Source organism: Agromyces molybdatiresistens (assembly GCF_052748445.2).
In genome coordinates this window covers 231366-256586 of record NZ_CM188258.1, presented here as the reverse complement: position 1 = coordinate 256586, position 25221 = coordinate 231366, and the positions used below count along the sequence as shown (strand labels likewise).

Here is a 25221-nt window from a genome sequence, read left to right as displayed (position 1 = left end):
CCAGAAGTGGCATCTCGAACGGTTCCCGCGCGCACGAGGCCGCCAGAAGTGGCATCTCGAACGGTTCCCGCGCGCACGTGGCCGCCAGAAGTGGCATTTCGCGCGAGAGGATGGCGCGGTGAGCGGCGGGGCGGTCGCGGCGGTCGACCTCGGGGCGACGAGCGGACGGGTCATCGTCGGGCACGTCGACCAACCGGCCGGCCGGCTCGAACTCGACCAGGTCGCGCGGTTCACGAACGGCCCGGTGCGGATGGCGTCGGGGCTCCACTGGGACTTCACCGGGCTGTACCGCGACCTCACGCGCGGTCTCGCCGGCGCGTTCCGTCGCGAGCCCGGCGTCGCGTCGATCGGCATCGACTCGTGGGCGGTCGACTACGGGATGCTCCGCGGCGGCCGCCTCCTCGGCGAGCCGTTCCACTACCGCGACGCCCGCAACGACGCCGCGGTCGAGCGGGTGCACGCGCGCGTGCCGTTCGCCGACCTCTACCGTCGCAACGGTCTCCAGTTCCTGCCGTTCAACACCGTCTACCAGCTCGCCGCCGAAACCGAGGGGCGGGGCGGATGGCTCGGCCTCGCCGATTCGCTCCTGCTGATCCCCGACCTCATCGGATTCCAGCTGACGGGCGCGAAGGTCGCCGAGCGGACGAACGCCTCGACGACGGGGCTCGTGGATGTGGCCACCGGCGAGTGGGACGACGACCTCATCGCGGAGCTCGGGCTCCCGGCCTCCGTGTTCGCCCCGCTCGTCGATCCGGGCGCCTCCCTCGGCGCACTGCGGCCCGACATCGCCGCCGAGCTCGGCGCCCCCGGCGGCCTCGAGGTCGTCGCGGTCGGCTCGCACGACACCGCGTCGGCGGTCGTCGCCGTGCCCATGAAGGCCGAATCGGCCGCGTACATCTCGTGCGGCACCTGGGGGCTCGTCGGCGTCGAGCTCGAGCACCCGGTGACGACGGATGCCGCGCGCGAGGCGAACTTCACGAACGAGGGCGGCGTCGACGGACGGGTCCGGTTCCTGCACAACGTCATGGGCCTCTGGCTGCTGTCGGAGTCGGTGCGCTGGTGGGAGCGGGACGGCGAGACGGTCGACCTGCCCGAGCTGCTCGCGGCCGCGGCATCCGTCACCTCGCCGGTCGCCGTCTTCGACGCGAACGACCCCCGGTTCCTCGCGCCCGGCGACCTGCCCGGACGCATCGCCGAGTGGTGCGCCGAGCACGGCGTCGCCGCCCCGGAGAGCCGGGCCGAGTTCGCCCGGTCGATCATCGAGAGTCTCGCCGACGCGTTCGCCGACGCGGTGCGGACCGCGTCGGTGCTGTCAGGCATCGACGTGGAGACGATCCACGTGGTCGGCGGCGGCGCGCTCAACGAGCTGCTGTGCCGGCGCACGGCCGACCGCGCCGGCATCCCGGTGCTCGCGGGGCCCGTCGAGGCGACGGCGATCGGCAACGTGCTCGTCCAGGCTCGGGCGCAGGGCTTCGCCGAGGGCGATCTCGAGTCCCTGCGCGCGCTCGTCGCCCGGGCGTTCGCGCCGACGCGGTACGAGCCGTCCGGACGCTGAGGACGAGCGCGTCAGTGACCGTGCGCGAGCTGCTGGAGCACCACGACGGCGAGACCGAGGAGCACGAGCAGGCCGAGCGCGACGAGCTGCTCCCACCACGCGACGTGGGTGCGGCGCACGGCGACGTACCCGATGATGCCGAGCGTCACGAGGTACACGATCGAGGCGGCACGCAGCGCGCCCTCGAGCTCGAACACGCCCGCGATCGCGAGGACGAGCAGCACGAGCGGCACGCTCGCCGAGGCGAGTGCAGACCCCGCGACGCGCAGCATGCGGCCGAGCGCGTGGCGCCGAGGCAGTTCGGCGTGCACCACGATGTGTGCGATCACGTCGGCCGCGAGGCCCGCCGCGGTGATGGCGACGATGCCGACGAGGAGGGTCAGCGTGGCCCGCGTCGCAGTGAGGTGCTCCGCGTTCTCGTGCTGCACGAGCACGATCGCGAGGCCGGTGAAGGTTGCGTAGACCCGCTCCTTCAGCGCCTCGACGCGCTCATCGACGGGCCGGTCGCGACGGCGCGTGCGGAGCGAGCCGCGGTCCGACCGGCCCGCACCCGGCGATGGCTCGGATGCGGAACCGGACTCGTCCATGCGCGCCATCGTAGTGACCGGACGGCAGCGCGCTCAGGCGGCGACCGGCGTCGCGACGGGCACGCGCCCGCGCGCGTGCTCGGTGTCGCGCATGCCGAGCACCGAGACGCCGATCCCGTACGTCACGAAGTCGCCGTGAGGACGCAGCGCGACAGCGACGAGCGCGCCGCGCTCGCCGCCGTCCGTGACCTCGAGCCCGTGCAGCAGCGCCCGGCCGACCGTCGGCGGCAGGTCGGCCACGGGCACGATCTCGGCGGTCGCAGCGAACGTGATCGTCGCGGCGGGCACCCTGACCCACGGCACGAACGGCACGCGCTTCGCGATCGGCACGGTGACCGAGACGGACGGGTTCGCGGCGATGTGGCGCGCCTTCCACTCGCGGTCGTTCGTGGTGAACCAGATCAGGCCGTCGTCGACGTGGTGCATCACGCCCGCCGTGCGGGCCTCGCCGCGTGCCGACACCATGCCGACGACCAGGAAGTTCTCGTTCGCGATGGCCTGCCAGACCGTTTCGCTCGTGATGTCGACCATGTCGCACCTCCGCTTTACATTGTCAAGGCTTTACGATGTAAAGCAGGATACGAGCGAGGGCTTGACATTGTCAAGCATGTGCCGGAAGCGGGGAGCGGATGAGTGAGACGGTCACGACGGATGCCGCGGCCGAACGCGCGGCGGCGGTCCCGCCAGCAGGCGCCGGCGGCGGCTCCCCCGGCCGCGCCGCACTGCTCCGCTCCCTCGAGGAGCTCGCCCGCGCGCAGGGGCTCAGCAACGTCGGCCTCCGCGAGGTCGCGCGGCGCGCCGGCCTTTCGCACGCCGCGCCGACGCACTTCTTCGGGAGCCGCGAGGGCATGATGCGGGCGCTCGCGCTCGAGGGCCTCGCACTCCTCGACGACGAGCTCTGCACGGCGCAGGAGGTCGCCGCGCACCTGCCGGGTCGCGAGCGGCTCGTCGCCGACGCGCTCGAGTTCGTCGCGTTCGCGCGCCGGCATCCGGCCCACTACGACGCGATCTTCCGCACGCCCGCGATCGCGCAGGGCGACGACGCGCTCGATCGTGCCCGACTGGCCGCGCTCGACGGCCTGCGCGCGCTCGTCGCCGACGTGCACGCGGCGGGCGACATCCGCGGCGACGTCGAGACGACCTTCCTGCAGTTGTGCGCGCTGAGCCACGGACTCGCGTCGCTCGCGGTCGACGGGCTGCTGCACGGCATCGACGACCTCGCCCGCGACGATGCCGCGCAGTCGGCGCTCGTCGAGCACATCGTCCGTGCCCAGGTCGAGCAGCTGCCGTGAGCGCCGTCGCGGCTGGAAGGATCGACGCATGAGCGAGCACCCGAGACTTCTCATCACCGTGCCCGGCGCGACCCTGCGTCACGCGCTCGAGCAGACGGCGGGCGGCGTACCCGAGGGCGTCGAGCTCGTCGAGTGGGACATGACCGGGCCGCCGCCACCCGAGGCGTCAGGTCGCCGCATCGACATCGTCGTGCCGCCCTACATGGGCGCGTCGGCGCGCCTCGGCGTCCTGGACGGACTCGACGTCGGGCTCGTGCAGTCGCAGTCGATCGGCTACGACGACGTGCCGGGCGCACTGCCGCCCGGGCACGTGTTCGCCAACGCGGCATCCGTGCACGAGACCTCGACCGCCGAGCTCGCGGTCGGGCTCGCGATCGCGGCGCAGCGCGGCATCCCCGACTTCGTGCGCGCCGCCGACGAGGGGCGCTGGGCGCCCGCGCGGCACGCGAGCCTCGCCGACCGCCGGGTGCTGCTCGTCGGGTACGGCGGCGTCGGCCGTGCGATCGAGGAGCGGCTCGGCGGTTTCGAGGTCGAGCTCACGCGCGTCGCGAGCCGGGCGCGCGACGACGAGCGCGGTCGCATCCACGGCGTCGACGAGCTGCCGGAGCTGCTGCCGTCGACCGAGGTCGCGATCGTGGTCGTCCCGCTGTCCGACGAGACGACCGGGCTCGTCGACGCGGAGTTCCTCGCCGCGCTGCCCGACGGCGCGCTCGTCGTGAACGTCGCGCGCGGCGCGGTCGCCGACACCGACGCGATCGTCGCCGAGGCGACATCCGGCCGCCTGCGCTTCGCGCTCGACGTGACCGACCCCGAGCCGCTGCCCGAGGGGCACCCGCTCTTCGCCCTGCCGAACGTGCTGGTCTCGCCGCACGTCGGCGGGGCGACGACCGCGATGATGCCGCGCATGGCGCGGCTGCTCCGAGACCAGATCGAGCGGATGCTGCGGGGCGACGGGCCGCGCAACATCGTGCTCCGCAGCTGACCGCACGAGCGCCACGAGCGCCACGAGAGGACACGACCCCATGCCGCAGTTCGACCACGCCTTCGACTGGGTCCGCCGCAACGTCGCCGACGGACCGCTGCCGAACGCCGTACTCGGCGTCGCGAGCGCCGACGGCGTCGTCGCGCTCGACGCGTTCGGCGAGACATCCGTCGACGACCACTACCCGCTGTTCTCGATCACGAAGCCGATCGTTGGTCTCGCGGCGCTGCGACTCGTCGAGCAGGGCCGGCTGACGCCCGACACGCCGCTCACACGCGCTCTGCCGGGCTTCGGCGCGGGCCGCGACGATGTCGTGCGGCTGCGCCACCTGGCGAGCCACACCTCGGGCATCGTCGAGCCGCCCCTCGACACCCCCGCCGGGCTCCGCCCGTCGCTGCTCGCTCCGGGTCGCGACTTCGCCGCCGGCACCGTCTCCCGGTACTCGACCATCGCGTTCGAGGGCATCGCCGCGCTCATCGAGGACGCCTCGGGAGCGCCGTGGGAGCGCGCGGTCGCCGAGGTCGCCGAGCGATCGGATGCCTCGGGCCTCACGTTCGACGCCGACGCCTCCCCGCACGCTCCCGTCGACGCCGCAGCACAGGGCCTCGACTATGCGCGGTTCGCGGCGCTGCGGCATCCGGGCGCGGGCCTGCTCGGGCGTGCCGGCGACCTGCTCGCTCTCGGCAGCGCGCTGCTGAGGAACGACGGCGCCGTGGTCGCGCCGGTCACGGCCGCCGCCATGCTGCGCCCGCTGACCGCGGGCCTGCCGAAGCTCGAGCCGTACCCCGCGGCGCGCGGGCAGGACTGGGGCTTCACGTGGAACCTGCGCCACTCGGCCCCGGGCCTGCTCACGACCGACACGTTCGGGCACGGCGGCTGGGCCGGCACCGAATTCTGGATCACGCCGTCGCTCGGCGTGTGCTTCGTGCTCATGACGAACCTCGGCGGCGGATTCGGGCGGTTCGGCGTCGACGCCGACGAGCTGCACAACGCGGTCGCGACGGCGGTCTGACGCACCTGCGTCAGGCGGGCCTTCGCCGCGAGAGGCACCCGCGACCCTCGATCGCGCACGACGGCCGGCGAGCCCCGGCCGCGCCGATCATCCCGCCAGCCGCGCCGACACCTGCCACGCCCCGCGGCGTACCGCGCGCTCGAGCTCCCGCGCGCGCGACGGAAGGTCCTTCGCGGAGACCGACACCGAGACCGCACCGACCACACGACCAGCCGCGCTCCGCACCGGTGCGGCGATGCAGGCGAGCTTCGGCAGGTACTCCTCGACCTCGACGGCCAGCTGCTGCGCGCGCACGTCGTCGAGTCGTTCGCGAAGAGCCGCGGCATCCGTCACGCTCGACGCAGTGAGCTGCTTGGCGCCGTGCCGCTCGAGGAAGCGATCGACGGCGGCATCGTCGCGCGAGGCGAGCATGAGCTTGCCGAACGCCGTCGTGTGGCTCGCCTCGGAGAATCCGACGTGGAGCTGGCCGATCCGCGGGTGCTCGGGCGAGTCCTCGATGTGCGCGACCGCGATGTCGTCGCCGCGGAAGACGGTGAGGTACGCCGGCGCGCGGACGGTGTCGTGGAGCTCGCGCAGGACCGCGCGCACCGGGTGGGTCGCGACGAGCTGCACCTGCAGGGCGCGGCCGAGGTCGTCGACCGATCGGCCGAGGATGTAGCGGTGCTCGCCCGGCTGGCGCGCGAGGTAGTGCTGGTGGTGGAGCGTCGCGAGCAGGCGGTACGCGGTCGATTGGCCGAGCCCGAGGCTGGCGGCGATCTCGGCAGCGGTGAGCCCGGTCGGTGCGGCGCCGACGAGCTCGAGGATCCGCAGCGCCCGCTCGGCCGACTGGATCCCGGCGCCGCCCCGGCGCTCCACTGCGCTCATGGGCTCGATGCTACGCCGCCGCAGCGGCCGCGTCGCGGGCCGATCGGTCCTCCGTGCGCCGACCTGACGTGCGATTCGCACATAGTGCGAAGCGCGTATGCCGGGACCCGTCGAGGCGCGCAGGGTGAGGTCGAGCGGATGGCACCGAGCCGCCCGCGCCGCATCCCGCCGCCCGGCGGGCCGACGTACAGAGAGGTACCCCATGTCGAAGATCCTGATCCTCACCGGCGACGCCGCCGAGACGCTCGAGGTGTTCTACCCCTACCACCGCCTCCAGGAGGCCGGATTCGAGGTGCACCTCGGCGCGCCAGAGGCGCGCAGGCTCCAGTTCGTCGTCCACGACTTCGTGGACGGGTTCGACACGTACACCGAGAAGCTCGGGCACACCTGGCCGGCGGATGTCGCGTTGGCCGACGTCGACCCTGCCGACTACGTGGCGATCGTCGTGCCGGGCGGCCGCGCTCCGGAGTACCTGCGCAACAACGAGGACGCGAAGCGCATCGTCCGGCACTTCCTCGAGGCCGACGCCCCGGTCGCCGCGACCTGCCACGGCCCGCTGCTGCTCGCCGCCGCCGGCGTGCTGCGCGGCCGCACCTCGTCGGCCTACCCGGAGCTCGCGATCGACATCGAGACGGCCGGCGGGGTGTTCGAGGGCGGCGGTGGCGTGGTCGACGGCGCGCTCGTCACCGCGCGGGCGTGGCCCGACAACGGCACGTGGATGAAGGCGTTCCTCGAGGTGCTCGAGGCGGCCGGCGTGCGCGCCGACGCCGAACTCGCGGGCGCGTCGGCGGGCTGACCCGCGCCGCTCCTGTCGGGCGGCGGCCCCTCTCGGTCGGCTTCTCTGGGGCCCCCACCGTGCGTGGTACGTTGAAAACTCCCTGCCTAGGAGTACCCGAATGCCCTCGCTCCTCCGCCTCGTCGGGGCCGCCCTCGCCGTCGCCGTCGCCATCCCGTTCCTGACCGCCGTCGAGCCGTCGCCCGCCGACGCATCGGAGATTCTCCGCTCCGTGGATCTTCCCGGGGCTCCGACCGAAGTCGCGATCGCGCCCGACGGGTCCCGCGCGTGGGTGACTCATGAGGCCGAAGATCTCCTCTCGGTCGTGGACGTCGCAGCGGGCGTGCTCGTCACGAGCCTGCCGATCCCGGGCGGACCGCGATCCGTGACCGTCAGCCGCGACGGAACGAAGGTGTACGTCGGAAGCGTGGAATGGGAGACCTCGAACGAGGGCCACGGAATATCGATCGTCGATGCGGCCCGGTCCGAGGTCATCGGATACTTCCCGCAGGCCTGGACGCCGAGACATCTGTCGGTATCCCCGGACGACCGGTATCTGGTGGCGTCCTCCGATGTCAAGGTGACGGTCTTCAGCACCTCGACCAGAGCGCGCCTGAGAGTGATCGAACTCGAAACCGAGACCGGCCGCGTCGAATTCGGAACCGCTCCGAACATCGGCCACGTCGTCTCCGGGTCGGGGTACCGGGGGTTGTGGACGATCGACGTCAGCACCGGGGCGAAGAAGTCGCGGGTAGAACAACTGAGCAGCGACGGCAACCGGGTGGCGGTCACCCCTGACGGAATTCAGGGATACGTGATGGGCTGGGGCACCCTTCGTCGGGGGGATCTCATCGAGCCGAACGGCCTGATTGAAACCACGATCCCGTCCAAGCGGGAGCCCGTGATGACCGTCGATGGGCTCCGGCTCGTGACGGTCGACCCCGACCGAGATGGATTGCTCGTCAGTCGAGTGGCCTCCGGCGCGCTCGAGCAGACCATCGCCGTCCCCTCTCCGGGCACGGCCGCGATCGCCGCCGACAGCCGCACCGTCGTGGTGCCCAGCTACCCGTCGAGCGTGGCGGTTCTCGATCTGGGACCGGTCCCGACGCCGGCGGAGGTGGCCGTCACGCGCCTCGCAGGAGCAAGCCGGTACGACACCGCGGCCGAGATCGCAGAATTCGGGTACCCCGACGGGGCTTCGACCGTGTTCATCGCTACCGGCGAGAATTTCCCCGATGCGCTGAGCGCCGCCCCTGCTGCTGCGGCGGTCGACGCTCCTCTCCGCCTCGTGCGTCGCGGCTCCGTGCCGCAACGGACGATGGACGAGCTGGCGCGACTCTCCCCTTCCCGGATCGTCGTCGTCGGAGGAACGGCCATCATCTCGGAAGATGTGCTGGGTGCGCTCCGGACCGTCGCTCCGACGATCCGTCTGGCGGGTGCCAACCGTTACGCCACATCCCGCGCAATCGTCGACTATGCCTTCGGCGAGTCGGGGGCGGCCGAGCTGTTCGTGGCAACAGGCGAAGCCTTTCCCGACGCACTCTCCGCCAGTGCTGCAGCGGGGGTCTCCGACGCTCCTGTCCTGCTCGTGGACGGTTCGCATCCGCGCATGGCGCCCGACGGGAACTCGGTGCTCGACCTCGGGAGCGAAACGAAGGCCCTGCTCGAGCGTCTTGCTTCGGAGCACTCCACCGTTGTAGGCGGACCCGCAGTCTTCAGCAGGCTCTCGAATCACTCCTTCGGACTCTCGACGCCAAGCTGGGTGGAACGGATCTGGGGTATGAATCGGTATTCGACCTCCTCCAGAATCGTCGGACGCGCTGCGCCGAGTGCAACGACCACGTTCATCGCCACCGGCACAGGCTTTCCCGACGCGCTCGCCGGCGCGGCGCTCTCGGGAGCACTCGGTGCGCCGCTCTATCTCGTTCCCATGGGGTGCATACCCCAGGCGACGCTGTTCGAGATCGCGACCAACGGCACAGAACGTCTCGTGGTGCTGGGCGGCGAGAACGCCGTCTCGACGACTGCCGCCGAACTCACGCCGTGCGGGTGAGCTGAAGCGGAGCGCGCTGCGCGGTCCTTCGGCTGTCAGGGCTACGCCGATGATGTCCCGAGTTCGCCCAGTCGATTCAGGCGCGTCGGAGGCGGCACGTCCTACGATCGAAGCACGCCCACGACGGAAGGTCCTCATGCCAGCCTCGGCAGAACCCCGGGTCGCGCTCTACTTCGACTTCGACAACATCGTCATCTCCCGGTACGACCAGCTGCACGGCGACAGCCAGTACCGCAAGGACACCTCACGCAACAAGGCGGTCTCCGCCGGCACCAAGGCCGCGGAGCGCCTGAAGGAGGCGACGGTCGACATCGACGCGGTGCTCGACTTCGCGGCGACGTTCGGCACGATCGCGATCGCGCGCGCCTATGCCGACTGGTCGACGCCCGTGAACGCGAGCTACCGCGGCCAGCTCATCGACCGTGCGGTCGACCTCGTGCAGCTCTTCCCGCTCTCGGCGACGAAGAACGGGGCCGACATCCGCCTCGCCGTCGACGCAGTCGAGGACATGTTCCGCATCGACGACCTCTCGCACATCGTGATCGTCGCCGGCGACTCCGACTACGTCGCGCTCGCGCAGAAGGCCAAGCGCCTCGGCCGGTACGTCGTCGGCATCGGCGTCGCGGGGGGCACGAGCCGGGCGCTCACCGCGTCGTGCGACGAGTTCGCCGACTACGACGCGCTGCTGGCGACGGACGCCGCCGTGGCCGACGACGAGGCGAGCGCGCCGGCGCCGCCGCCCAGTGGCTCCCGCGGCAGGCAGGGCGGCGGTGCGGCGAAGAAGCAGGGGGCGACGGATGCCGCGGCCGATGCACCGGCGGAGACGTCCGCCGACGCCGAGCCGGCCCCCGCGCGCCGACGGCGCGCCACCTCGAAGAAGGCCGCGGACGCGACCCCCGTCGACGCCCAAGCGGACGCCGCCGCGGACAAGCCGTCGGTTCCCACGACGGCGGTGCAGTTCATGGCCCCCGGCGAGGAGTCGGATGACGCACCGGCGGGCACCACGCGCAACCCCGGACGACTGCTGCTCAAGGCGCTCGAGCTGCTGCGGTCGAAGTCCGACGAGGAGTGGCAGCCGAGCGGCGCGGTGAAGAACCAGATGCTGCGCATGGATCCGTCGTTCCAGGAGCGGCGGCTCGGCTTCGCGTCGTTCACGGACTTCCTCAAGTCGCGCGGCGGCGTCGTCGAGCTCGACGAGACGACGGGCCAGAACCGCGTGCGGATCCGCCCGAAGAAGGGCTGATCGACTCAGCGATTGCGTTCGGTCGCCGCGCCGCCGTAGACGATGATGCCGGTGATCGGGATCAGGAAGAACCACAGCCACGACCAGGCGAACCCGCCGGGCGTCCAGAACCCGAAGCCGAAGAAGAGCAGCAGTGCGACGAACGGCGAGAGCGCCATGACCGTGTCGCCGACCCGGCCCCCGAGCGCCCGCGAACGACGCTGCGAGGGCGGCGGCGGGGCCGCATCCCACCCCGTCGTGGTGCTCGACGGGAGCCCTGCGTACGCGGGCGACGGGCCCGGCGGCGGAACGGGGGCGACGCTCGGCGATCCGGGCGCGATCGGCGGCAGGTCCGCGAACAGCGGTGCGAGGTCGGCCCGCGTCACCGCACTGCGCGCGGCGGCGGACCGCTGCTCGAACTCGGCGGGCGTGAGCCGCCCCTCGGACTGCGCCGAGGCGAGGTGGCCGACCGCCTCGTCGCGCTCCGCATCGCTCAGTCGCTGTCCGGGTCGGTCGGGGTCGGCGTATCCGCTCATGTCACGAGCCTGCCCTTCCGGAGTGCCGTCCGACAAGGACCATCGGTCCGCCGGGAGACGACGCATCGGTCGCGTTCGAGCGGCACCGCTCCGCCATGTGGTCTGACCACATCTGCTAGGCTGTGGTCAGACCACATCGGCGGGCTCGTTCGGGCGCGCCGCACGCGCGCGAGGGAGACGGCATGGGCGACGAGGCATCCGCCCGCTCGATCGAGCCGCGCGCGTGGCAGGCCGTCCTCGAGCACGTCGAGCGGAAGCTCCTCGACGGCGAGCTCGCCCCCGGCGACCGGCTCCCCGGCGAGCGCCAGCTGGCGGCCGACCTCGGCGTCGGGCGCTCGAGCGTGCGCGAAGCGCTGCGCGTGCTCGAGGTGCTCGGCCTCATCCGCACCCACGCAGGCTCCGGTCCGACCGCGGGCGCGATCATCATCGCCACGCCCGGCGGCGGCATGAGCGCGCTCATGCGACTCCAGGTCGCGGCGAGCGGGTTCCCGGTCGACGACATCGTCGCCACGCGACTGCTCCTCGAGACCCACGTCGCCGGCGACCTCGCCGCGAGCACGGCGCGCGACACGGCATCCGCCCCCGACCTCGGCGCGGCCCAGCGACTGCTCGACGCGATGGACGACCCCGACCTCGACCCGGCCGAGTTCCTGGCGCTCGACGCCGCCTTCCACCTGGCGCTCGCCGAGGCATCCGGCAACCAGGTCGTCAGCGCGACGATGGCGGGCCTGCGCAGCGGCATCGAGGGCTACGCGCTCGCCGGCCACGGCCGCATCGCCGACTGGGCGACGACGTCCGCCAGGCTGCGGGCCGAGCACCGCGGCGTGCTCGACGCGATCAGGGCAGCGGATGCCGCGGCCGCGCGCACCCGAATCCACGACCACATCTCGGGGTACTACGCCGAGATCTCCCCCGACGCCGGCGTCGCCGCCGGCACCGACCCCGCCCCCGACCGCACCGACCGCGGCGCGCCCGGCGCGCCCGCCCACCCGTAGGAAGAGAGCACCAGCATGGTCCAGCGCCAGTTGCCGAACCCCCGCGAGCTCGCCGAGCTCATGAGGTTCAAGACCCCGACGCTCAACGCGACCGAGCGTCGCCTCGAGAAGGCGCTCACGATCGCCGACCTGCGCGCGATCGCCAAGCGCCGCACGCCGAAGGCGCCGTTCGACTACACCGAGGGCTCCGCCGAGGCCGAGATCTCGCTCGCCCGCGCGCGCCAGGCCTTCCTCGACATCGAGTTCCACCCGTCGATCCTGCGCAACGTGCCCGAGGTCGACACCTCCCGCGAGGTGCTCGGCGGTCCGAGCGCCCTGCCGTTCGGCATCGCGCCGACGGGCTTCACGCGCATGATGCAGACCGAGGGCGAGGAGGCCGGGGCCGCCGCTGCCGGCGCCGCCGGGATCCCGTTCACGCTGTCGACGCTCGGCACGACCTCGATCGAGGGCGTGAAGGCCGCCAACCCGAACGGTCGCAACTGGTTCCAGCTGTACGTGATGAAGCAGCGCGAGATCTCGTACGGCCTCGCCGAGCGGGCGGCTGCCGCGGGCTTCGACACGCTGTTCTTCACGGTCGACACCCCGGTCGCGGGCGCGCGCCTGCGCGATAAGCGCAACGGCTTCTCGATCCCCCCGCAGCTCACGCTCGGCACGGTGATCAACGCGATCCCGCGCCCCGAGTGGTGGATCAACTTCCTGACCACGCCCAAGCTCGAGTTCGCGTCGCTCTCCTCGACCGGCGGCACGGTCGGCGAGCTGCTCGACTCGGCGATGGACCCGACGATCTCGTTCGACGACCTCGACGTGATCCGCAAGATCTGGCCGGGCAGGATCGTCGTGAAGGGCGTGCAGACCGTCGAGGACGCGAAGCTCCTTGCCGACCGCGGCGTCGACGGCATCGTGCTCTCGAACCACGGCGGCCGCCAGCTCGACCGCGCGCCCGTGCCGTTCCTCCTGCTGCCCGACGTGGTGCGCGAGGTCGGGGGCGACATGGAGGTGCACCTCGACACGGGCATCATGTCGGGCGCCGACATCGTGGCCTCCGTCGCCCTCGGCGCGCGCTTCACGCTCGTCGGCCGCGCCTACCTCTACGGCCTGATGGCGGGAGGCCGCCGCGGCGTCGACAAGACCATCGAGATCCTCCGGAACGAGATCGTCCGCACGATGAAGCTGCTCGAGGTCGCGACGCTCGACGAGCTCGAGCCCAAGCACGTCACGCAGCTCACCAGGCTCGTGCCCGTCGCCCGACCGGTGGCCGCCGCCGCCGAGCAGGTCGCCGACCGCACGCCGGTGCAGCTGTGACCGCTCCGCGGCGCCGATTCGCCGTCGGGTGCTACACGCCCGACGGCGCCGGCCCGGCGGTGCACCTCGTCGAGCGCGACGCCGACGGCGGATGGCGCGTGCTGACCTCCGCGGCGGCATCGAACGCGTCGTTCCTCGCCGTCGCGGGCGACGTCTGGTTCGCGGTGGGCGAGGATGCCGCGGGGTCGGTGGTGAGCTTCCGGCTCGAGTCGGGCGGCGACTCCGGCGCCCGGCCCGCGCTGGTGCCGGTCTCATCCGTCGTGCACGGCGAGGCCGACCCGTGCCACGTCGTCGTCGCGGCCGAGCACGGTGTGCTCCTCGTCGCGAACTACACGGGCGGCTCGGTGACGGCCGTGCCGGTCGAGCCCTCCGGCGAGCTGGGGCGGCCGGTCACCCTCGCACTGCCCCACCGCACCGGTCCGGTCGCCGACCGGCAGGACGCCCCGCACGCGCACCAGCTCGCGGCGACGCCGTGGGGCACCCACCTCGTCAGCGACCTCGGCGGCGACGCCATCCACGAGCTCGTGATCGAACGGGCGACGGATGGCGCGGCGCCGGCGCTCCGCATCGCGCGCACGCTCGAGCTTCCGCCGGGGACCGGCCCGCGGCACATGCTCGTCGGCGGAGGGCTGCTGCACGTCGTCGGCGAGCTCGACGGGCGGCTGCACACCTTCGACCTCGACTCCGCGACCGTGGCGGCGACCGGGACCGAGCGCGTGGTGGCCCCGACCGCCGGCCCGGCCGCCGACGTCGTGCAACCCTCGCACCTCGACCGCGCCCCCTCTGGGAATCTGCTCACGGCGCTCGTCCGCGGTCGCGACACGGTCTCGGTCTTCGAGGCGACGGATGCCCCGCACCCGCGCCTCGCGGCCGAGCTCCCGATCGGGGCCGCGTGGCCGCGCCACCATGCGCACCTCGACGACCGCACGGTCGTGGTCGCCGCGCAGGAGGACGACGTGCTCGTCGAGCTCGACCTGGTGACCGGTGCCGCACGCCGCGTGCTCGGGTTGACCGCTCCCGCCTGCGTGGTGCCGCTCGCCTGATCCGGCGCCCTCGCGACGCACTCGTGCCTAGGATGACGCCATGAGCCTTCCCGCCGCCTGGAACCTCGAGGGACGCGTCGCGATCGTGAGCGGCGCCGGCAGCCCGCAGGGCATCGGCTTCGCCGCGGCGCGGGCGCTCGGCGAGCTCGGCGCGGGCGTCGTGATCACGGCCACGAGCGAGCGCGTGCACGAGCGCGCCGAGGAGCTCCGGCGACTCGGCATCACCGCGACCGGCCTGATCGCGCGCCTCGATCTCGAGGAGCAGGTCGACGACCTCGCCGCGGAGCTGGCGGCCGCCGGCATACGCCCCACCATCGTCGTCAACAACGCCGGCATGATCGCGACCGGAGACCCCGAGATGCTCCACGGCGACGGCACGATGCCGCTCGCCGACTGGAACGCCGGCATCGCGATGAACCTCACGACGGCGTTCCTCCTGACCCGCGCGATGCTGCCCGGGATGCGCGAGGCGGGGTGGGGCCGCGTGGTCTGCGTGTCGAGCGTGTCGGGTCCGCTCATGGCATCGCGCGGCGACGTCGGATACGCCACCGCGAAGGCGGGCATGCTCGGCTACGTGCGGGCGCTCGCGGTCGACGAGGCGCTGTCCGGCATCACCGCCAACGCGGTGGCACCCGGCTGGATCGCCACCGCGAGCCAGCTCCCGAGCGAGGCCGAGGAGGGCCTGCTCGTGCCGGTCGGGCGCAGCGGTCGACCTGACGAGGTCGCCTCCGCGATCGCGTGGCTCGCGAGCCCGGGCGCCTCGTACGTCACCGGCCAGCTGATCCCCGTCGACGGCGGAAACGCGGTCGCCGAGGAACGCCGCTGACGCAGGGACTCGGCGCACCCGCCGAGTCCCTGCGCCGGGCCGGTCAGCCCTGCGGTGCGTTCGCCGCGGCGATGAGCTGCTCGATCTGCTCGAGGTCGAACGCCGACCCGGGGAACATCGCCGCGCGGCCGATCGGCATCGCCCCCATCATCTGCATCATGCCCTCGGCGTCGAGGCCCAGGCCGCCGGCGGTCTCTGCCGGTCGCTCACCGGAGGCGTCGCCGGCGCCGGCCGCTGCCTCGCCGCCGAGCAGGTCGGCCGCCATTGCCGCGAGCGCCTGGCCCACGATCGGACCGGCGACGGGATGCGCCATGACCTCGCTGATCGTCGACTCGATCGTGAGCGGGATCCGCACCGGGTCGGCCTCGACGTCGACCGTCGCGACCGCGCGGATGTCGCGGCTGGACGCACCGATCTCGACCGTGTACTCGCCGCCCTCGACGATCCACAGGTCGACGCGGGTGTCCCAGTAGGCGAGGTCGGTGCGGCGCACGCGCACCTCGACCTCGCGTCGCTCCCCGGCAGCCAGGGCGACCTTGGCGAAGCCCTTGAGCTCGCGCGGCGCGCGCGCCACGGTCGAGCCCGGCAGCGACGTGTAGACCTGCACGACCTCGGCGCCGTCGCGCGCCCCCGTGTTCGTGACGGGCACCCGGACGAGCAGTCCGTCGTCGTCGGAGCTCACGACGGCGTCGCCGTACTCGAAGGTCGTGTACGAGAGGCCGTGGCCGAAGGGGAAGGTCACCTCGAGCTCGCGCGCGTCGTACCAGCGGTATCCGACGAGCACGCCCTCGCCGTAGCGCACGTGGCCGTGCTCGCCGGGGAAGTTGCCCCAGGCGGGAGTGTCCTGGATGCGGACGGGCACGGTCTCGGTCAGCCGGCCCGACGGGTTCACGGCGCCGTAGAGCACGTCGGCGACGGCCGACCCGCCCGCCTGGCCGAGCAGCCACGTCTCGAGGATCGCGGGGACCCGCTCGGCGAACGGCGCGAGGCGCACGACGCCGCCGTTCGAGAGCACGACCACCGTGTTCGGGTTGGCTGCGAGCACGCGGTCGACGAGCTCGAGCTGGGCTGCGGGCAGTTCGATGTCGCGACGGTCGAAGCCCTCCGACTCGAGGCTGGCGGGCAGGCCGAGGAACAGCACCGCGACCTCGGCGTCGGATGCCGCGGCCACGGCCTCGTCGGCGAGCCCGGCGGCATCCGATCCGTCGATGGTGAAGCCGGGGGCGAAGGTCACCGCTCCGGCGCCCGCGACGTCGCGGATCGCCTCGAGGGCGGCATCGACGCGCGTGGCGTTGACGTGCGAGCTACCTCCGCCCTGGAAGCGAGGCGTGCGGGCGAACTCGCCGATGACGGCGACGGATGCCCCGGGCGCGAGCGGCAGCAGGGCGCCCTCGTTGCGCAGCAGCACGATGCTGTTCGCGGCGGCCTCGCGGGCGAGGGCGTGGTGCTCGTCGACGTCGTAGACGGCGTCGGGGTCGGCGCCGGCGACGGCCTTCTGCGCGAGCTCGACGGCGCGGCGGGCGCCGGTGTCGAGCACGGTCCCGTCGAGTTCGCCCGACTCGACGGCGGCGACGACCTGCGCGTCGGAGCGTCCGCCGTTGGCGGGCATCTCGAGGTCGAGCCCGGCGGCGAGCGCCGCCACGCGGTCGGTGACGGCGCCCCAGTCCGAGACGACGAGTCCGTCGAAGCCCCATTCGTCGCGGAGCACCTCGGTGAGGAGGAACCGGTTCTGCGACGCGGGCACGCCGTTCACGCGGTTGTACGAGCACATCACCGTCCACGGCTGCTCGTCCTCGACGACGCGCTGGAAGCCGCGGAGGTAGATCTCGCGGAGGGGGCGCGGGTCGATGTCGGCCGACACGCGCATGCGGTCGTCCTCCTGGTTGTTCGCGGCGTAGTGCTTGAGCGACGCGCCGACGCCCTGCGACTGCACGCCGCGCACGAGCGCCGAGCCGAGCACGCCCGAGACGATCGGGTCCTCGGAGAGGTACTCGAAGTTGCGGCCGCACAGCGGCGAACGCTTGATGTTGATGCCGGGGCCGAGCAGCACGCCGACGCCCTCGGCGCGCGACTCCTCGCCGAGGGCGACGCCGACGCGCTCGAGCAGGTCGGGGTCGAACGACGAGCCGAGCGCGACGGCGGGCGGGAAGCAGGTGGCCGGCACCGAGGCGGCCATGCCGAGGTGGTCGGCGCTCTCGTCCTGCTTGCGCACGCCATGGGGGCCGTCGGTCAGCAGGATCGACGGGACGGGGCCGACCTGCTTGGTGGTCCAGAAGCTCTCGCCGCTAGTGAGCGCGGCCTTCTGCTCGGTGGTGAGGCCGGCGACGAGGTCGGCCGCGGATGCCGACGCGAAGGCCGCTCGGTCGGACGCCGAGTCGGTCGCGTCGGTCTGGATGGTGTCGGTCATGGGTGCCTCTCTCGTCGCTGAGTCTCGAAAACGGTACAACACTCGGTTTTCATTCTCAAGACGTATCGCGCGGAACTCGAGCTGGACACGGTTTTCTCAGGTCGACGACGAGGCGGAATGCCGCGAGCCCGCGGCATCCGCCCCTGTCCCGTCACCAGCTCGTGACCAGCAGGTGCTGCACCGCGAGGGCGAACGCGAGCTGCCCGGCGAAGCCGGCGCGGCGCCAGCGCTCGGTGAGGAGCGCCGTGCCGACGAGGAGCCACGGGACGAACGGCAGCCAGATGCGCTCGACCTCGGCCTTGCTCATCTGCGAGAGGTCGGCGGCGAGGACGGTGGCCGCCGCCGCGAGCGCGAGCACGATCACGACGCGCTCGGCGCCGGTCTCCGAACGCCACCCGGTCGCGCGCGCGGCCGTCGTCGCGATCGCGGCGCCCATCAACGGGCCCGCGCTGATCGAGAGCGCCGCGAGGTTGCCCCACACCCAGTAGGTGAACTGGCGGTGGCTCGCCACGCCGTCCCAGTAGCGCTCGACGAGCACCGGGAACGCCTCCCACCAGAGGAAACCGAACGCCGCGAACGCGAGCACGACGGCGAGCGCCACCGCCGCCGCGATCGGCAGCGGCCGCCAGTCGCGGCCGAGCCACAGCACCGCGAGGGCGAGGATGCCGAGGATCGGCAGTCCGTACGACATCATCACGCAGTAGCCGAGGAGGAGCCCGGCGAGCGCGCTCCAGGCGACCATGGCGGCCGTGCCGCGGCCCGCCGCCTCGGGTCGCGCCGTCTCGAGCGCGCGCCCGCGGGCGGTCGCCGCGAACCCGAGCGCGCAGAGGCCCCACGCGGCGACCGCCGCGAACATCCCGTCGGCCGACACCGCGAACCAGATCGCGGCCGGCCCCATGGCCAGGAAGGGCGCGACCCGCCGCGCGGCATCCTCGGCGCCGAACCGGCGGAGCAGCGCGAGCACCGCGAGCGCCGCGGTCGCCCCGATGAGGAGCACCACGAATCCCGCGGCGAGCCCGCCGCCGAGCCCGAGCCGGACGAGCCCGACGAAGACGAGCAGCGCCCCGGGCGGGTGCCCCGCGATGTGCACGGGCCAGTTGTCGACCGAGTCGAGCGGGATGCGGGCGACGTAGTCGCGCAGGGTCGCCCCGAAGTCGGTGACCTCGCGCGCGGTGCCGAGGTACTCGTACCTGTGCTCGAGGACGCGCCCGATGCCGTCCCAGCCGTCGACGGTCGCGAGGGCGACCATCCAGGCGACCGCGGCGCCGTAGACCACGGCGAGCAGTGCACCCCAGCTGAGCCGGCGCGCGAGCGGCAGGCCCCAGACGGCCGCGGCGATCGCGAGCAGCACGGCGGGCAGCGTGCCCGGCCCGAGCCGCGGCATCCATTCGGCGTGCAGCGGCGGGAACGACCGGATGTTCATGTCCTGGCCGAGGAGCGGCGGCACGATCATGGCGAGCGCGATGAGGGCGAGCGCGACGCCGAGGCCGACCCACGGCGCCGCGGCGACGAGCGCGCGCCGGCGCGGCGAACCGGCGCGGGCAGCGGATGCCGCCGGCGCGACGGATGCGGCGGGCGCCCCGCCGCCGGACCCCTCGGGTTCGACCTGCACGCTCCGAGCCTACGAAGCGGCCGCACGCCCGGGCAGGGGTGGACTTCTTACGGATGTCGGAACGCGCGTCCGCGAACCGTAAGCTCCGGCCGTCGCATCCGCCGCGGCCCGGTGGTCCACTGGAGGCATGGCCGGCTTCACCGAACGCGCCTCGTCCCGGATCGCCGAACGACTCGAGCCGCTCGCGGGCGCCGCGCACGACGCGGCATCCGACCCACGCGTGAAGTCGCCGCGCACGACCGTCGTGGTGGGACGTCTGCTCGGCGCCGCGTTCCTCATCTGCTTCGGCACGGGCGTCTACAGCCACCTGCTGCAGGACCCGCTGCCGTGGCTGCCGATGCCGGCGCGACCCGTCGAGCTCTACCGGTGGACGCAGGGGATCCACGTGATCGCGGGCACCGCCGCCGTTCCGCTGCTCCTCGCGAAGCTCTGGACCGTCTACCCGCGCCTGTTCGCCTGGCCGCCGGTGAGGTCGGTCGCGCACTTCCTGGAGCGCGCGTCGATCGCGGTGCTCGTCGGCGTCTCGCTCGTCGAGGTGACGATCGGGCTCATGAACCTCGTGCAGTGGTACGCGTTCCCGTTCCCGTTCCGGGCGACGCACTTCGCGCTGGCGTGGGTGCTCATCGGCGCGCTGGCGGTCCACCTCGGGGTGAAGCTCCCCCTGATCGTGCGGGTCTGGCGGCGGCCCGCGGGCGACCGAGCGGATGCCACGGGCCGCTTCGTGTCGCGTCGCGGGTTCCTCGGCGGGGTCGGCGCGGCCGCGGCAGCCGCCGTCGCACTCACCGCGGGCCAGACGGTGCCCGCGCTCGCGCCGCTCAACGTGCTCGCGCCGCGCCGGATGGGCGTGGGACCGCAGGGCCTGCCGATCAACCGGACCGCGGCGCAGGCCGGCGTCACCGGGACCGCCGTCGCGCCCGACTGGGTGCTCACGGTGGCGACGCCCTCGGGCTCGCGCGACTTCACGCTCGACGACCTGCACGCGCTTCCGCAGACCGAGGCGGTGCTGCCGATCGCGTGCGTCGAGGGCTGGAGCCAGTCGGCGACGTGGCGCGGGGTGCGGCTCGTCGACCTGCTGGCCGCAGCGGGTGCCGCGGAGCCGACCGAGCCCGTCCGATTCGAGAGCCTGCAGGAGCGCGGCGCGTTCGCCCGCACCGAGATGCCGCCGCAGTACGCCCGCGACCCGCTCACGCTCGTCGCCCTCGAGCTGAACGGCGGCACGCTGCACATCGACCACGGGTTCCCGGCGCGCGTGATCGCGCCGGGGCGGCCGGGCGTCATGCAGACGAAGTGGCTGCGACGGATCGAGGTGACGGCGTGAGGGCGGCACGCGGAGTCCTCGTCGCGCTCGGGCTCGGGCTCGCCGCGTTCGGCGGGTTCCTGGTGCTCACCGAGATCGCGCCGTCGCGGTGGCTCGGCATCCTCGTGTGGGTGGTCGCCGCGATCCTGCTGCACGACGGCGTGGTGGCACCGATCGTCGTCGCGTTCGGGCTCGGCGCCGCGCGCGTGCGCGACCGGCTCGGGCTCGGCGATCGCGGCGTCGCGGTCGCGCAGGGCGCGCTCGTCGTCGGTGCGATCCTGACGGCGATCACGGTGCCCGCGCTCGTCGCCTCGATGCTCGGCAACCCGAACCCGACGATCCTCGTGGGCTCCTACGGCATCGCGCTCGCGGTCATCTGGGCCGTGCTGCTCGTGGTGGCCGCGATCGCCCTGCGCGTCTCGCGGACGGCGCTCCGTCGCGCGGACCGCGCCGCGCGCACGAAGTGACGGCCTGCCGCGTCCCAGTGCTCGGCGACCGCGAGTCCCGCGTCCGCCGCGAGGGCGACCGCGACCGACCAGCCGACGCGCGCCCACGGGAACGGCGAGCTCTCCCGGCCCCCGTCGTCGACGAGCGTGCAGTGGTCGACCATCGCGAGGTCGGGATCGGCGTCGACCTCGACGAGCACCTGCCCGCCCCCCGTGAGCAGCTCGGCGCACCGCCGCAGCAGCGCGGCCGGGTCGCCGCCGATGCCGATGTTGCCGTCCATGAGCAGCACGCTCTGCCAGCGGCCCTCGAGCGGGAGCCGGTCAAACACGGAGCGGCGGAGCGCGAGGCCGCCCGCACGGCGCGCGCGCTCGACGGCGTGCGGCATGACGTCGATGCCGAGCGCGGGGACCGACCGCGCGTCGGCGGCGTGCAGCATCCGGCCGGGCCCGCAGCCCACGTCGAGCATTGGTCCGTGCGCCCGGTCGAGCACGGTCAGGTCGGCGTCGCCGGCCGGCCGCACCCAGCTGCCGGCGTCGAGTCGGTGCGAGGTGCCGTCGGCGCCGCGCAGCGAGAGGGTCGCGATGTCCTGCCCGGCGAGGAGCCGCACGTACGGCTCTCCGCGGCCGGCGCCGAACGCGACCACCTCGGACTGCGCGAACGGCGGGGCGGCCTCCGTCGCCCGGGTCGGCGCGCCGGGGCCGGTCGACGCGGGGGCCGGCCTGAGCGGTGGCGCGCTCATCGCCGTCCTCCCGTGAGCTCGCGGTGCCGCCGCGCGAAGCGCGTACCGGGGGCCGCCAGGGCGACGGATGCCGCGGAGCCGGCGGTGTCGACGTCGGTGAGCTCGTCGAGCAGTCCGACGACCAGGCCCGCCGCCTCCAGTCGTTCGAGCTGGCGTCGCCCGGTGTCGTCGCGCGACATCGGCACACCCCGGATCACGGCACCGTCGGGCTCGCGCATCGCGAGCGCCCAGAAGCCGCCGTCGGCGGCCGGGCCGAGCCACGCGTCGGGCGCCGGGGCGCCGGGCGTCCGGCCGGCCGCCGACCGGACCGGAACCCGCCCGCCCACCGCGAGCGCGGCCGCCACGAGGGCCGGCGTGAGCTGCGGCGTGTCCATGCCGACGAGCAGCGTCGGCTCGTCCATGAGGTCGAAGAGGTGCGCGAGCCGCTCGTCGAGCTCGCCCGACGCCTGGGCGATCACGTCGAACCCGGCGGCCGCCTCGGGCACCGCATCGCCGTCGAAGTAGAGCACGCGCCGGTCGACCGGCAGCGCGCCGACGACCTCGAGCGTGTCGTCGAGGGCGGCTGCGGCGAGCGCGGCGGCCTCCTCGGGCGTGAACGGCGGGGTGAGCCGGGTCTTCACGCGACCGGGCAGGCACTCCTTCGCGATGACGGCGACGGCGGTCACGCGTGCACCTCGCGGAAGATCCGCGACATGTCGCCGATCGCGGTGAACGTGCCGCGCACGGTGCCGGTCACCTTGGAGCGGCCCTCGCGCGGCAAGTACGGCACGTCGAGCTCGCGGATGCGCCATCCGTCGGCCGCAGCGCGCAGCACCATCTCGAGCGGGAAGCCGCTGCGGCGATCGAGGATGCCGAGACCCTGGAGCCGGGCGGTCACGGTCACGCGCATCGGGCCGAGGTCGTGCAGGCGCGTGCCCGTGCGTCTCGACATGCGGCTGGCGAGCACCCGGTTCGCGAACCGGGCGTGCAGCGGCCACGCCGACCCGCTCGTCGGCCGGCGCCTCCCGAGCACGAGGTCGGCGTCGCCGCGCTCGACCGGGAGCAGCAGTCGCGGCAGCTCGGCGGGGTCGAGCGAGGCGTCGGCGTCGCAGAACGCGACGAAGGGAGCAGTGGCCGCCTCGAGTCCGGCGTTCGCGGCCGCACCGAATCCGCGCCGGGTCTCGGTGACGACCGTCGCCCCGAGCTCGCGCGCGACCTCGGCCGACCGATCGGTCGAGCCGTTGTCGACGACGATCGCCCGCACGCCGTCGGGCAGCCGGCCGAGCACCCACGGCAGCGCCCGTTCCTCGTCGAGGCACGGGAGCACGAGGTCGACGCGCGCGGGCGCGTGCCGCCCGGCCGTCATCGGGCCGCTCCCCCGCGCCGGGCCTCTGCGGCGACGCCTGCGCGGTCGTGCTCGCGCGCGCCGGCCGCGCCGGCTGCCGCGAACTCCGCGAGGCCGTGCTCGAGGACGATCCGCGGCGCCCAGTCGAGTTCGGCCCGCGCGCGGGCGGATGACGCGGTGATGTGCCGAACGTCCCCGAGCCGGTACTCCCCCGTCACGACCGGGTCGGGCCCGCCCATCGCGCGCGCGAGCCCGGCGGCGAGCTCGCCGACCGTGGTGACGACGCCCGACCCGACGTTGAACGCGCGCGCCGCGCCGGCCGGCATGCGCCGGAGCGCGTCGGCGGCGGCGAGGTTGGCGCTCGCGACATCCGCCACGTGCACGAAGTCCCGGCGCTGCGCGCCGTCCTCGAACACCCGCGGCGCCTCGCCCCGCGCGAGCGCCGAGCGGAAGATCGCCGCGACACCGGCATAGGGGGTGTCGCGCGGCATCCGCGGTCCGTAGACGTTGTGGTACCGCAGCAGGGCCGCGCGGCCGCCCGTCGAGCGCGCCCATGCCGCGGCGAGGTGCTCCTGCGCGAGCTTCGTCAGCGCGTAGACGTTCCGCGGATCGAGCGTGTCGTCCTCGTCGACGAGGTCCGGGGCGAGCGGATGCCCCGTGGCGGTCTCGCGCGGATCGAACCGCCCCGCGTCGAGGTCGGCGAACGTCCGCGCGGCCGGTCGCCGCCGCCGTCCCTCGGCGTCGCGGTACGCACCTTCGCCGTAGACGACCATCGACGAGGCCAGCACCAGCCGGTCGACCTCGGCGCGCGCCATCGCCGCGACGACCTCGGCCGTGCCGTGCACGTTGCTCGTCGCATAGTCGGGCGCATCCTGGAGGTCGACCCCCAGCCCCACCTTCGCCGCCTCGTGGAACACGACCTCGACCCCGGCGAGCGCGCGATCCAGCACGGCCGCGTCGCGCACGTCGCCGTGCACGAGTTCGACGCCCTCCGGGAGCGGGGTGGATGCGGCATGCACGTCGGGTCGCAGCGAGTCGAGCACCCGCACGCCGTCCCCGCGCTCGAGCGCCGCCCGGACGACCTCGCCGCCGATGAACCCGGCACCGCCGGTCACGAGGATGGTCATCGCGCCACCGGCCGGCCGAGCACGTGCGCGATCGCCTCGGCGTCGATGAGCTCGCGCGGCGTGTAGTCCGGTGGGGTCGCGGCGACGATGCGCTCGAGCGACGCGAGCACCCGCGGCCGTGCCTCGGCGAGGCGGCGGAACACCAGCTCGGCGGTCACGGCGTCGGGGTCGTCGTCGACGTGCCCCGTGTCGGTGTCGGTCACGAGGCAGAGCGTCACCGTCCCCATGCCGAGCTCGGCGGCGAGCGCGACCTCCGGGCAGAGGGTCATGTTCACGAGGTCGGCGCCGGCATCGCGCAGCACGGAGGCCTCCGCCCGCGTCGAGAACCTCGGACCCTGGATCACCGCGACAGTGGCCCGCCCCGCGGCATCCGGCACCGCCTCGACCGCGATGCGGCGCAGTGCCGGGCAGAACGGTTCCGCGAACGGCAGGTGCCGCACGAGCGTGCCGTCGTAGAACGTGTCGGCGCGCCCCCAGGTGCGGTCGAGCAGTTGGTCGGGGATCGCCCACGACTGCGTGGGGAACTCCGCCCTGAGCGACCCCACCGCCGCGGTCGACACCACGGCGCGCACGCCGAGGTCGGCGAGCGCCCACGCGTTCGCGCGCGCGTTGATCCGGTGCGGCGGGATGGTGTGCCCGTCACCGTGGCGCGCGAGGAAGACGACGTCCCGGCCGCCGAGTCGGCCCGACGTGACGGTCGCCGAACCGAACGGCGTGGTGTGGTCGCGCGTCTCGCCGTCGATCAGCGCGGCCAGCCCCGTGCCGCCGATGACCCCCACCGTCTCCATGGCTCAACCCTGCCCGTCCCCCGCTCCGCCGGATCGAGGAGCTTCCTTACGATCCGGTGACGCGCAGGTGTCGGCCGGACGACATCAGTCGCCCTCGTCGATCAACTCCAGGAGCTTGCGCGCGGCGTCGCGGATCTCGTCGTGGTCGTACTGGCCGGCGCGGCTCTCGAGCGAGATGACCGCACAGCGATGCACCTTCGAGAAGTCGCCGTAGGGGAACGAGTACGCCCCCTTCGTCTCGTCGTTCTCGTCGTCGTCGATGCCGAGGTGCCAGTGCCGGAACTCGGTCCACCCCTCCTTCTCGAGGAACGCGTTCTCGTCGTCGGCGCTGGGGGCGTGCTCGCTCCAGTCGTCGCGCTCGTCGCGCACGACGTCTCCGTCGCGCACCAGCTTCCGCGCCTGGCGGAGCCCCGGTTCGTTCAGCCGGATCGCCATG

At 73.6% G+C, this 25221-nt stretch carries 25 protein-coding genes; 13 read left to right on the top strand and 12 right to left on the bottom strand.

What is annotated here, in order from left to right:
• The first annotated feature begins 118 nt into the window (after window positions 1–118).
• Window positions 119–1555 (top strand): rhamnulokinase, encoded by a 1437-nt coding sequence (locus ACULK2_RS01220; protein WP_445969751.1) that lies wholly within the window; start codon window positions 119–121, stop codon window positions 1553–1555.
• Window positions 1556–1566: 11 nt separating this feature from the next.
• On the opposite strand, the gene ACULK2_RS01215 is transcribed toward ACULK2_RS01220, so the two are convergent.
• Together ACULK2_RS01215 and ACULK2_RS01210 are read right to left on the bottom strand one after the other, a co-directional pair.
• Entirely contained in the window at window positions 1567–2142 is a 576-nt protein-coding gene (locus tag ACULK2_RS01215; protein WP_445969750.1) for a hypothetical protein, read from the bottom strand.
• Between the two features lie 33 nt (window positions 2143–2175).
• Window positions 2176–2673, bottom strand: a complete 498-nt coding sequence (locus ACULK2_RS01210; RefSeq protein ID WP_445969749.1) for a pyridoxamine 5'-phosphate oxidase family protein — start codon at window positions 2671–2673, stop codon at window positions 2176–2178.
• A 98-nt stretch (window positions 2674–2771) separates the two neighbouring features.
• Here ACULK2_RS01210 and ACULK2_RS01205 point away from each other — a divergent pair, with 98 nt between their 5' ends.
• From ACULK2_RS01205 to ACULK2_RS01195, 3 genes are read left to right on the top strand one after another with little or no spacing between them, the layout of a single operon-like run.
• Complete coding sequence (locus tag ACULK2_RS01205) at window positions 2772–3434, top strand: TetR/AcrR family transcriptional regulator (RefSeq protein WP_445969748.1); 663 nt, start codon at window positions 2772–2774, stop codon at window positions 3432–3434.
• Window positions 3435–3462: 28 nt separating this feature from the next.
• Window positions 3463–4416 (top strand): 2-hydroxyacid dehydrogenase, encoded by a 954-nt coding sequence (locus tag ACULK2_RS01200; RefSeq protein WP_445969747.1) that lies wholly within the window; start codon window positions 3463–3465, stop codon window positions 4414–4416.
• A 40-nt stretch (window positions 4417–4456) separates the two neighbouring features.
• Window positions 4457–5428: a serine hydrolase domain-containing protein gene (locus tag ACULK2_RS01195; protein WP_445969746.1), complete on the top strand. Its 972-nt coding sequence runs from the start codon at window positions 4457–4459 to the stop codon at window positions 5426–5428.
• An 87-nt stretch (window positions 5429–5515) separates the two neighbouring features.
• On the opposite strand, the gene ACULK2_RS01190 is transcribed toward ACULK2_RS01195, so the two are convergent.
• The gene (locus tag ACULK2_RS01190) at window positions 5516–6292 is read right to left on the bottom strand and encodes an IclR family transcriptional regulator (protein WP_445969745.1); all 777 of its coding nucleotides are present in this window, start codon (window positions 6290–6292) and stop codon (window positions 5516–5518) included.
• 202 nt (window positions 6293–6494) lie between these two features.
• On the opposite strand from ACULK2_RS01190, the gene ACULK2_RS01185 reads away from it, so the two are divergent.
• The 3 genes from ACULK2_RS01185 to ACULK2_RS01175 all read left to right on the top strand — a co-directional run bounded on the left by ACULK2_RS01185 (window position 6495) and on the right by ACULK2_RS01175 (window position 10363).
• On the top strand, window positions 6495–7088 hold the full coding sequence (locus ACULK2_RS01185) for a DJ-1/PfpI family protein (protein WP_445969744.1): 594 nt from the start codon (window positions 6495–6497) through the stop codon (window positions 7086–7088).
• A 100-nt stretch (window positions 7089–7188) separates the two neighbouring features.
• The gene (locus tag ACULK2_RS01180) at window positions 7189–9120 is read left to right on the top strand and encodes a cell wall-binding repeat-containing protein (protein WP_445969743.1); all 1932 of its coding nucleotides are present in this window, start codon (window positions 7189–7191) and stop codon (window positions 9118–9120) included.
• Between the two features lie 136 nt (window positions 9121–9256).
• The gene (locus ACULK2_RS01175; protein ID WP_445969742.1) at window positions 9257–10363 is read left to right on the top strand and encodes an NYN domain-containing protein; all 1107 of its coding nucleotides are present in this window, start codon (window positions 9257–9259) and stop codon (window positions 10361–10363) included.
• Between the two features lie 5 nt (window positions 10364–10368).
• On the opposite strand, the gene ACULK2_RS01170 is transcribed toward ACULK2_RS01175, so the two are convergent.
• Complete coding sequence (locus ACULK2_RS01170) at window positions 10369–10878, bottom strand: DUF1707 SHOCT-like domain-containing protein (RefSeq protein ID WP_445969741.1); 510 nt, start codon at window positions 10876–10878, stop codon at window positions 10369–10371.
• Between the two features lie 182 nt (window positions 10879–11060).
• On the opposite strand from ACULK2_RS01170, the gene ACULK2_RS01165 reads away from it, so the two are divergent.
• Genes ACULK2_RS01165 through ACULK2_RS01150 form a run of 4 tightly spaced genes read left to right on the top strand, consistent with a single transcriptional unit; the run spans window position 11061 to window position 15044 of the window.
• Entirely contained in the window at window positions 11061–11873 is an 813-nt protein-coding gene (locus ACULK2_RS01165; protein ID WP_445969740.1) for a FadR/GntR family transcriptional regulator, read from the top strand.
• Between the two features lie 15 nt (window positions 11874–11888).
• On the top strand, window positions 11889–13175 hold the full coding sequence (locus tag ACULK2_RS01160; RefSeq protein WP_445969739.1) for an alpha-hydroxy acid oxidase: 1287 nt from the start codon (window positions 11889–11891) through the stop codon (window positions 13173–13175).
• Window positions 13172–14218 carry a lactonase family protein gene (locus ACULK2_RS01155; RefSeq protein WP_445969738.1) on the top strand — a complete coding sequence of 349 codons (1047 nt, stop codon included), beginning with the start codon at window positions 13172–13174 and terminating at the stop codon, window positions 14216–14218. Before ACULK2_RS01160 ends, ACULK2_RS01155 begins: the two co-directional genes overlap by 4 nt.
• 40 nt (window positions 14219–14258) lie before the next feature.
• Window positions 14259–15044 (top strand): SDR family NAD(P)-dependent oxidoreductase, encoded by a 786-nt coding sequence (locus tag ACULK2_RS01150; RefSeq protein WP_445969737.1) that lies wholly within the window; start codon window positions 14259–14261, stop codon window positions 15042–15044.
• Between the two features lie 43 nt (window positions 15045–15087).
• Here the strand turns inward: ACULK2_RS01150 and ACULK2_RS01145 are convergent, their stop codons facing one another.
• Both ACULK2_RS01145 and ACULK2_RS01140 read right to left on the bottom strand, forming a co-directional pair.
• Window positions 15088–17451, bottom strand: a complete 2364-nt coding sequence (locus ACULK2_RS01145) for a glycoside hydrolase family 3 C-terminal domain-containing protein (protein WP_445969736.1) — start codon at window positions 17449–17451, stop codon at window positions 15088–15090.
• A 151-nt stretch (window positions 17452–17602) separates the two neighbouring features.
• Window positions 17603–19063: a hypothetical protein gene (locus ACULK2_RS01140; protein ID WP_445969735.1), complete on the bottom strand. Its 1461-nt coding sequence runs from the start codon at window positions 19061–19063 to the stop codon at window positions 17603–17605.
• 127 nt (window positions 19064–19190) lie between these two features.
• On the opposite strand from ACULK2_RS01140, the gene ACULK2_RS01135 reads away from it, so the two are divergent.
• Both ACULK2_RS01135 and ACULK2_RS01130 read left to right on the top strand, forming a co-directional pair.
• Window positions 19191–20381, top strand: coding sequence for a molybdopterin-dependent oxidoreductase (locus ACULK2_RS01135; protein ID WP_445969734.1), 1191 nt, complete (start codon window positions 19191–19193; stop codon window positions 20379–20381).
• Entirely contained in the window at window positions 20378–20827 is a 450-nt protein-coding gene (locus ACULK2_RS01130) for a hypothetical protein (RefSeq protein WP_445969733.1), read from the top strand. The genes ACULK2_RS01135 and ACULK2_RS01130 overlap by 4 nt, the downstream gene beginning before the upstream one ends.
• Here the strand turns inward: ACULK2_RS01130 and ACULK2_RS01125 are convergent.
• The 6 genes from ACULK2_RS01125 to ACULK2_RS01100 all read right to left on the bottom strand — a co-directional run bounded on the left by ACULK2_RS01125 (window position 20713) and on the right by ACULK2_RS01100 (window position 25220).
• Window positions 20713–21546, bottom strand: coding sequence for a class I SAM-dependent methyltransferase (locus tag ACULK2_RS01125; RefSeq protein WP_445969732.1), 834 nt, complete (start codon window positions 21544–21546; stop codon window positions 20713–20715). The two genes, ACULK2_RS01130 and ACULK2_RS01125, sit on opposite strands and share 115 nt — an antisense overlap.
• Entirely contained in the window at window positions 21543–22211 is a 669-nt protein-coding gene (locus ACULK2_RS01120) for a TIGR04282 family arsenosugar biosynthesis glycosyltransferase (RefSeq protein WP_445969731.1), read from the bottom strand. The genes ACULK2_RS01125 and ACULK2_RS01120 overlap by 4 nt, the downstream gene beginning before the upstream one ends.
• Window positions 22208–22891: a glycosyltransferase family 2 protein gene (locus ACULK2_RS01115; RefSeq protein ID WP_445969730.1), complete on the bottom strand. Its 684-nt coding sequence runs from the start codon at window positions 22889–22891 to the stop codon at window positions 22208–22210. The genes ACULK2_RS01120 and ACULK2_RS01115 overlap by 4 nt, the downstream gene beginning before the upstream one ends.
• Window positions 22888–23997, bottom strand: coding sequence for an NAD-dependent epimerase/dehydratase family protein (locus ACULK2_RS01110; protein ID WP_445969729.1), 1110 nt, complete (start codon window positions 23995–23997; stop codon window positions 22888–22890). The genes ACULK2_RS01115 and ACULK2_RS01110 overlap by 4 nt, the downstream gene beginning before the upstream one ends.
• A complete protein-coding gene (locus ACULK2_RS01105; protein ID WP_445969728.1) occupies window positions 23994–24785 on the bottom strand; it encodes an MTAP family purine nucleoside phosphorylase in 792 nt (263 codons plus the stop codon). Before ACULK2_RS01105 ends, ACULK2_RS01110 begins: the two co-directional genes overlap by 4 nt.
• Before the next feature lie 84 nt (window positions 24786–24869).
• The gene (locus tag ACULK2_RS01100; protein WP_445969727.1) at window positions 24870–25220 is read right to left on the bottom strand and encodes a hypothetical protein; all 351 of its coding nucleotides are present in this window, start codon (window positions 25218–25220) and stop codon (window positions 24870–24872) included.
• Window position 25221: the final 1 nt, after the last annotated feature.

Coding starts and splice junctions, on each gene's coding strand:
- ACULK2_RS01215 (WP_445969750.1), bottom strand. CDS start 2,142: ATGGACGAGTCCGGTTCCGCATCCGAGCCATCGCCGGGTGCGGGCCGG.
- ACULK2_RS01210 (WP_445969749.1), bottom strand. CDS start 2,673: ATGGTCGACATCACGAGCGAAACGGTCTGGCAGGCCATCGCGAACGAG.
- ACULK2_RS01205 (WP_445969748.1), top strand. CDS start 2,772: ATGAGTGAGACGGTCACGACGGATGCCGCGGCCGAACGCGCGGCGGCG.
- ACULK2_RS01200 (WP_445969747.1), top strand. CDS start 3,463: ATGAGCGAGCACCCGAGACTTCTCATCACCGTGCCCGGCGCGACCCTG.
- ACULK2_RS01195 (WP_445969746.1), top strand. CDS start 4,457: ATGCCGCAGTTCGACCACGCCTTCGACTGGGTCCGCCGCAACGTCGCC.
- ACULK2_RS01190 (WP_445969745.1), bottom strand. CDS start 6,292: ATGAGCGCAGTGGAGCGCCGGGGCGGCGCCGGGATCCAGTCGGCCGAG.
- ACULK2_RS01185 (WP_445969744.1), top strand. CDS start 6,495: ATGTCGAAGATCCTGATCCTCACCGGCGACGCCGCCGAGACGCTCGAG.
- ACULK2_RS01180 (WP_445969743.1), top strand. CDS start 7,189: ATGCCCTCGCTCCTCCGCCTCGTCGGGGCCGCCCTCGCCGTCGCCGTC.
- ACULK2_RS01175 (WP_445969742.1), top strand. CDS start 9,257: ATGCCAGCCTCGGCAGAACCCCGGGTCGCGCTCTACTTCGACTTCGAC.
- ACULK2_RS01170 (WP_445969741.1), bottom strand. CDS start 10,878: ATGAGCGGATACGCCGACCCCGACCGACCCGGACAGCGACTGAGCGAT.
- ACULK2_RS01165 (WP_445969740.1), top strand. CDS start 11,061: ATGGGCGACGAGGCATCCGCCCGCTCGATCGAGCCGCGCGCGTGGCAG.
- ACULK2_RS01160 (WP_445969739.1), top strand. CDS start 11,889: ATGGTCCAGCGCCAGTTGCCGAACCCCCGCGAGCTCGCCGAGCTCATG.
- ACULK2_RS01150 (WP_445969737.1), top strand. CDS start 14,259: ATGAGCCTTCCCGCCGCCTGGAACCTCGAGGGACGCGTCGCGATCGTG.
- ACULK2_RS01145 (WP_445969736.1), bottom strand. CDS start 17,451: ATGACCGACACCATCCAGACCGACGCGACCGACTCGGCGTCCGACCGA.
- ACULK2_RS01135 (WP_445969734.1), top strand. CDS start 19,191: ATGGCCGGCTTCACCGAACGCGCCTCGTCCCGGATCGCCGAACGACTC.
- ACULK2_RS01125 (WP_445969732.1), bottom strand. CDS start 21,546: ATGAGCGCGCCACCGCTCAGGCCGGCCCCCGCGTCGACCGGCCCCGGC.
- ACULK2_RS01115 (WP_445969730.1), bottom strand. CDS start 22,891: ATGACGGCCGGGCGGCACGCGCCCGCGCGCGTCGACCTCGTGCTCCCG.
- ACULK2_RS01110 (WP_445969729.1), bottom strand. CDS start 23,997: ATGACCATCCTCGTGACCGGCGGTGCCGGGTTCATCGGCGGCGAGGTC.
- ACULK2_RS01105 (WP_445969728.1), bottom strand. CDS start 24,785: ATGGAGACGGTGGGGGTCATCGGCGGCACGGGGCTGGCCGCGCTGATC.
- ACULK2_RS01100 (WP_445969727.1), bottom strand. CDS start 25,220: ATGGCGATCCGGCTGAACGAACCGGGGCTCCGCCAGGCGCGGAAGCTG.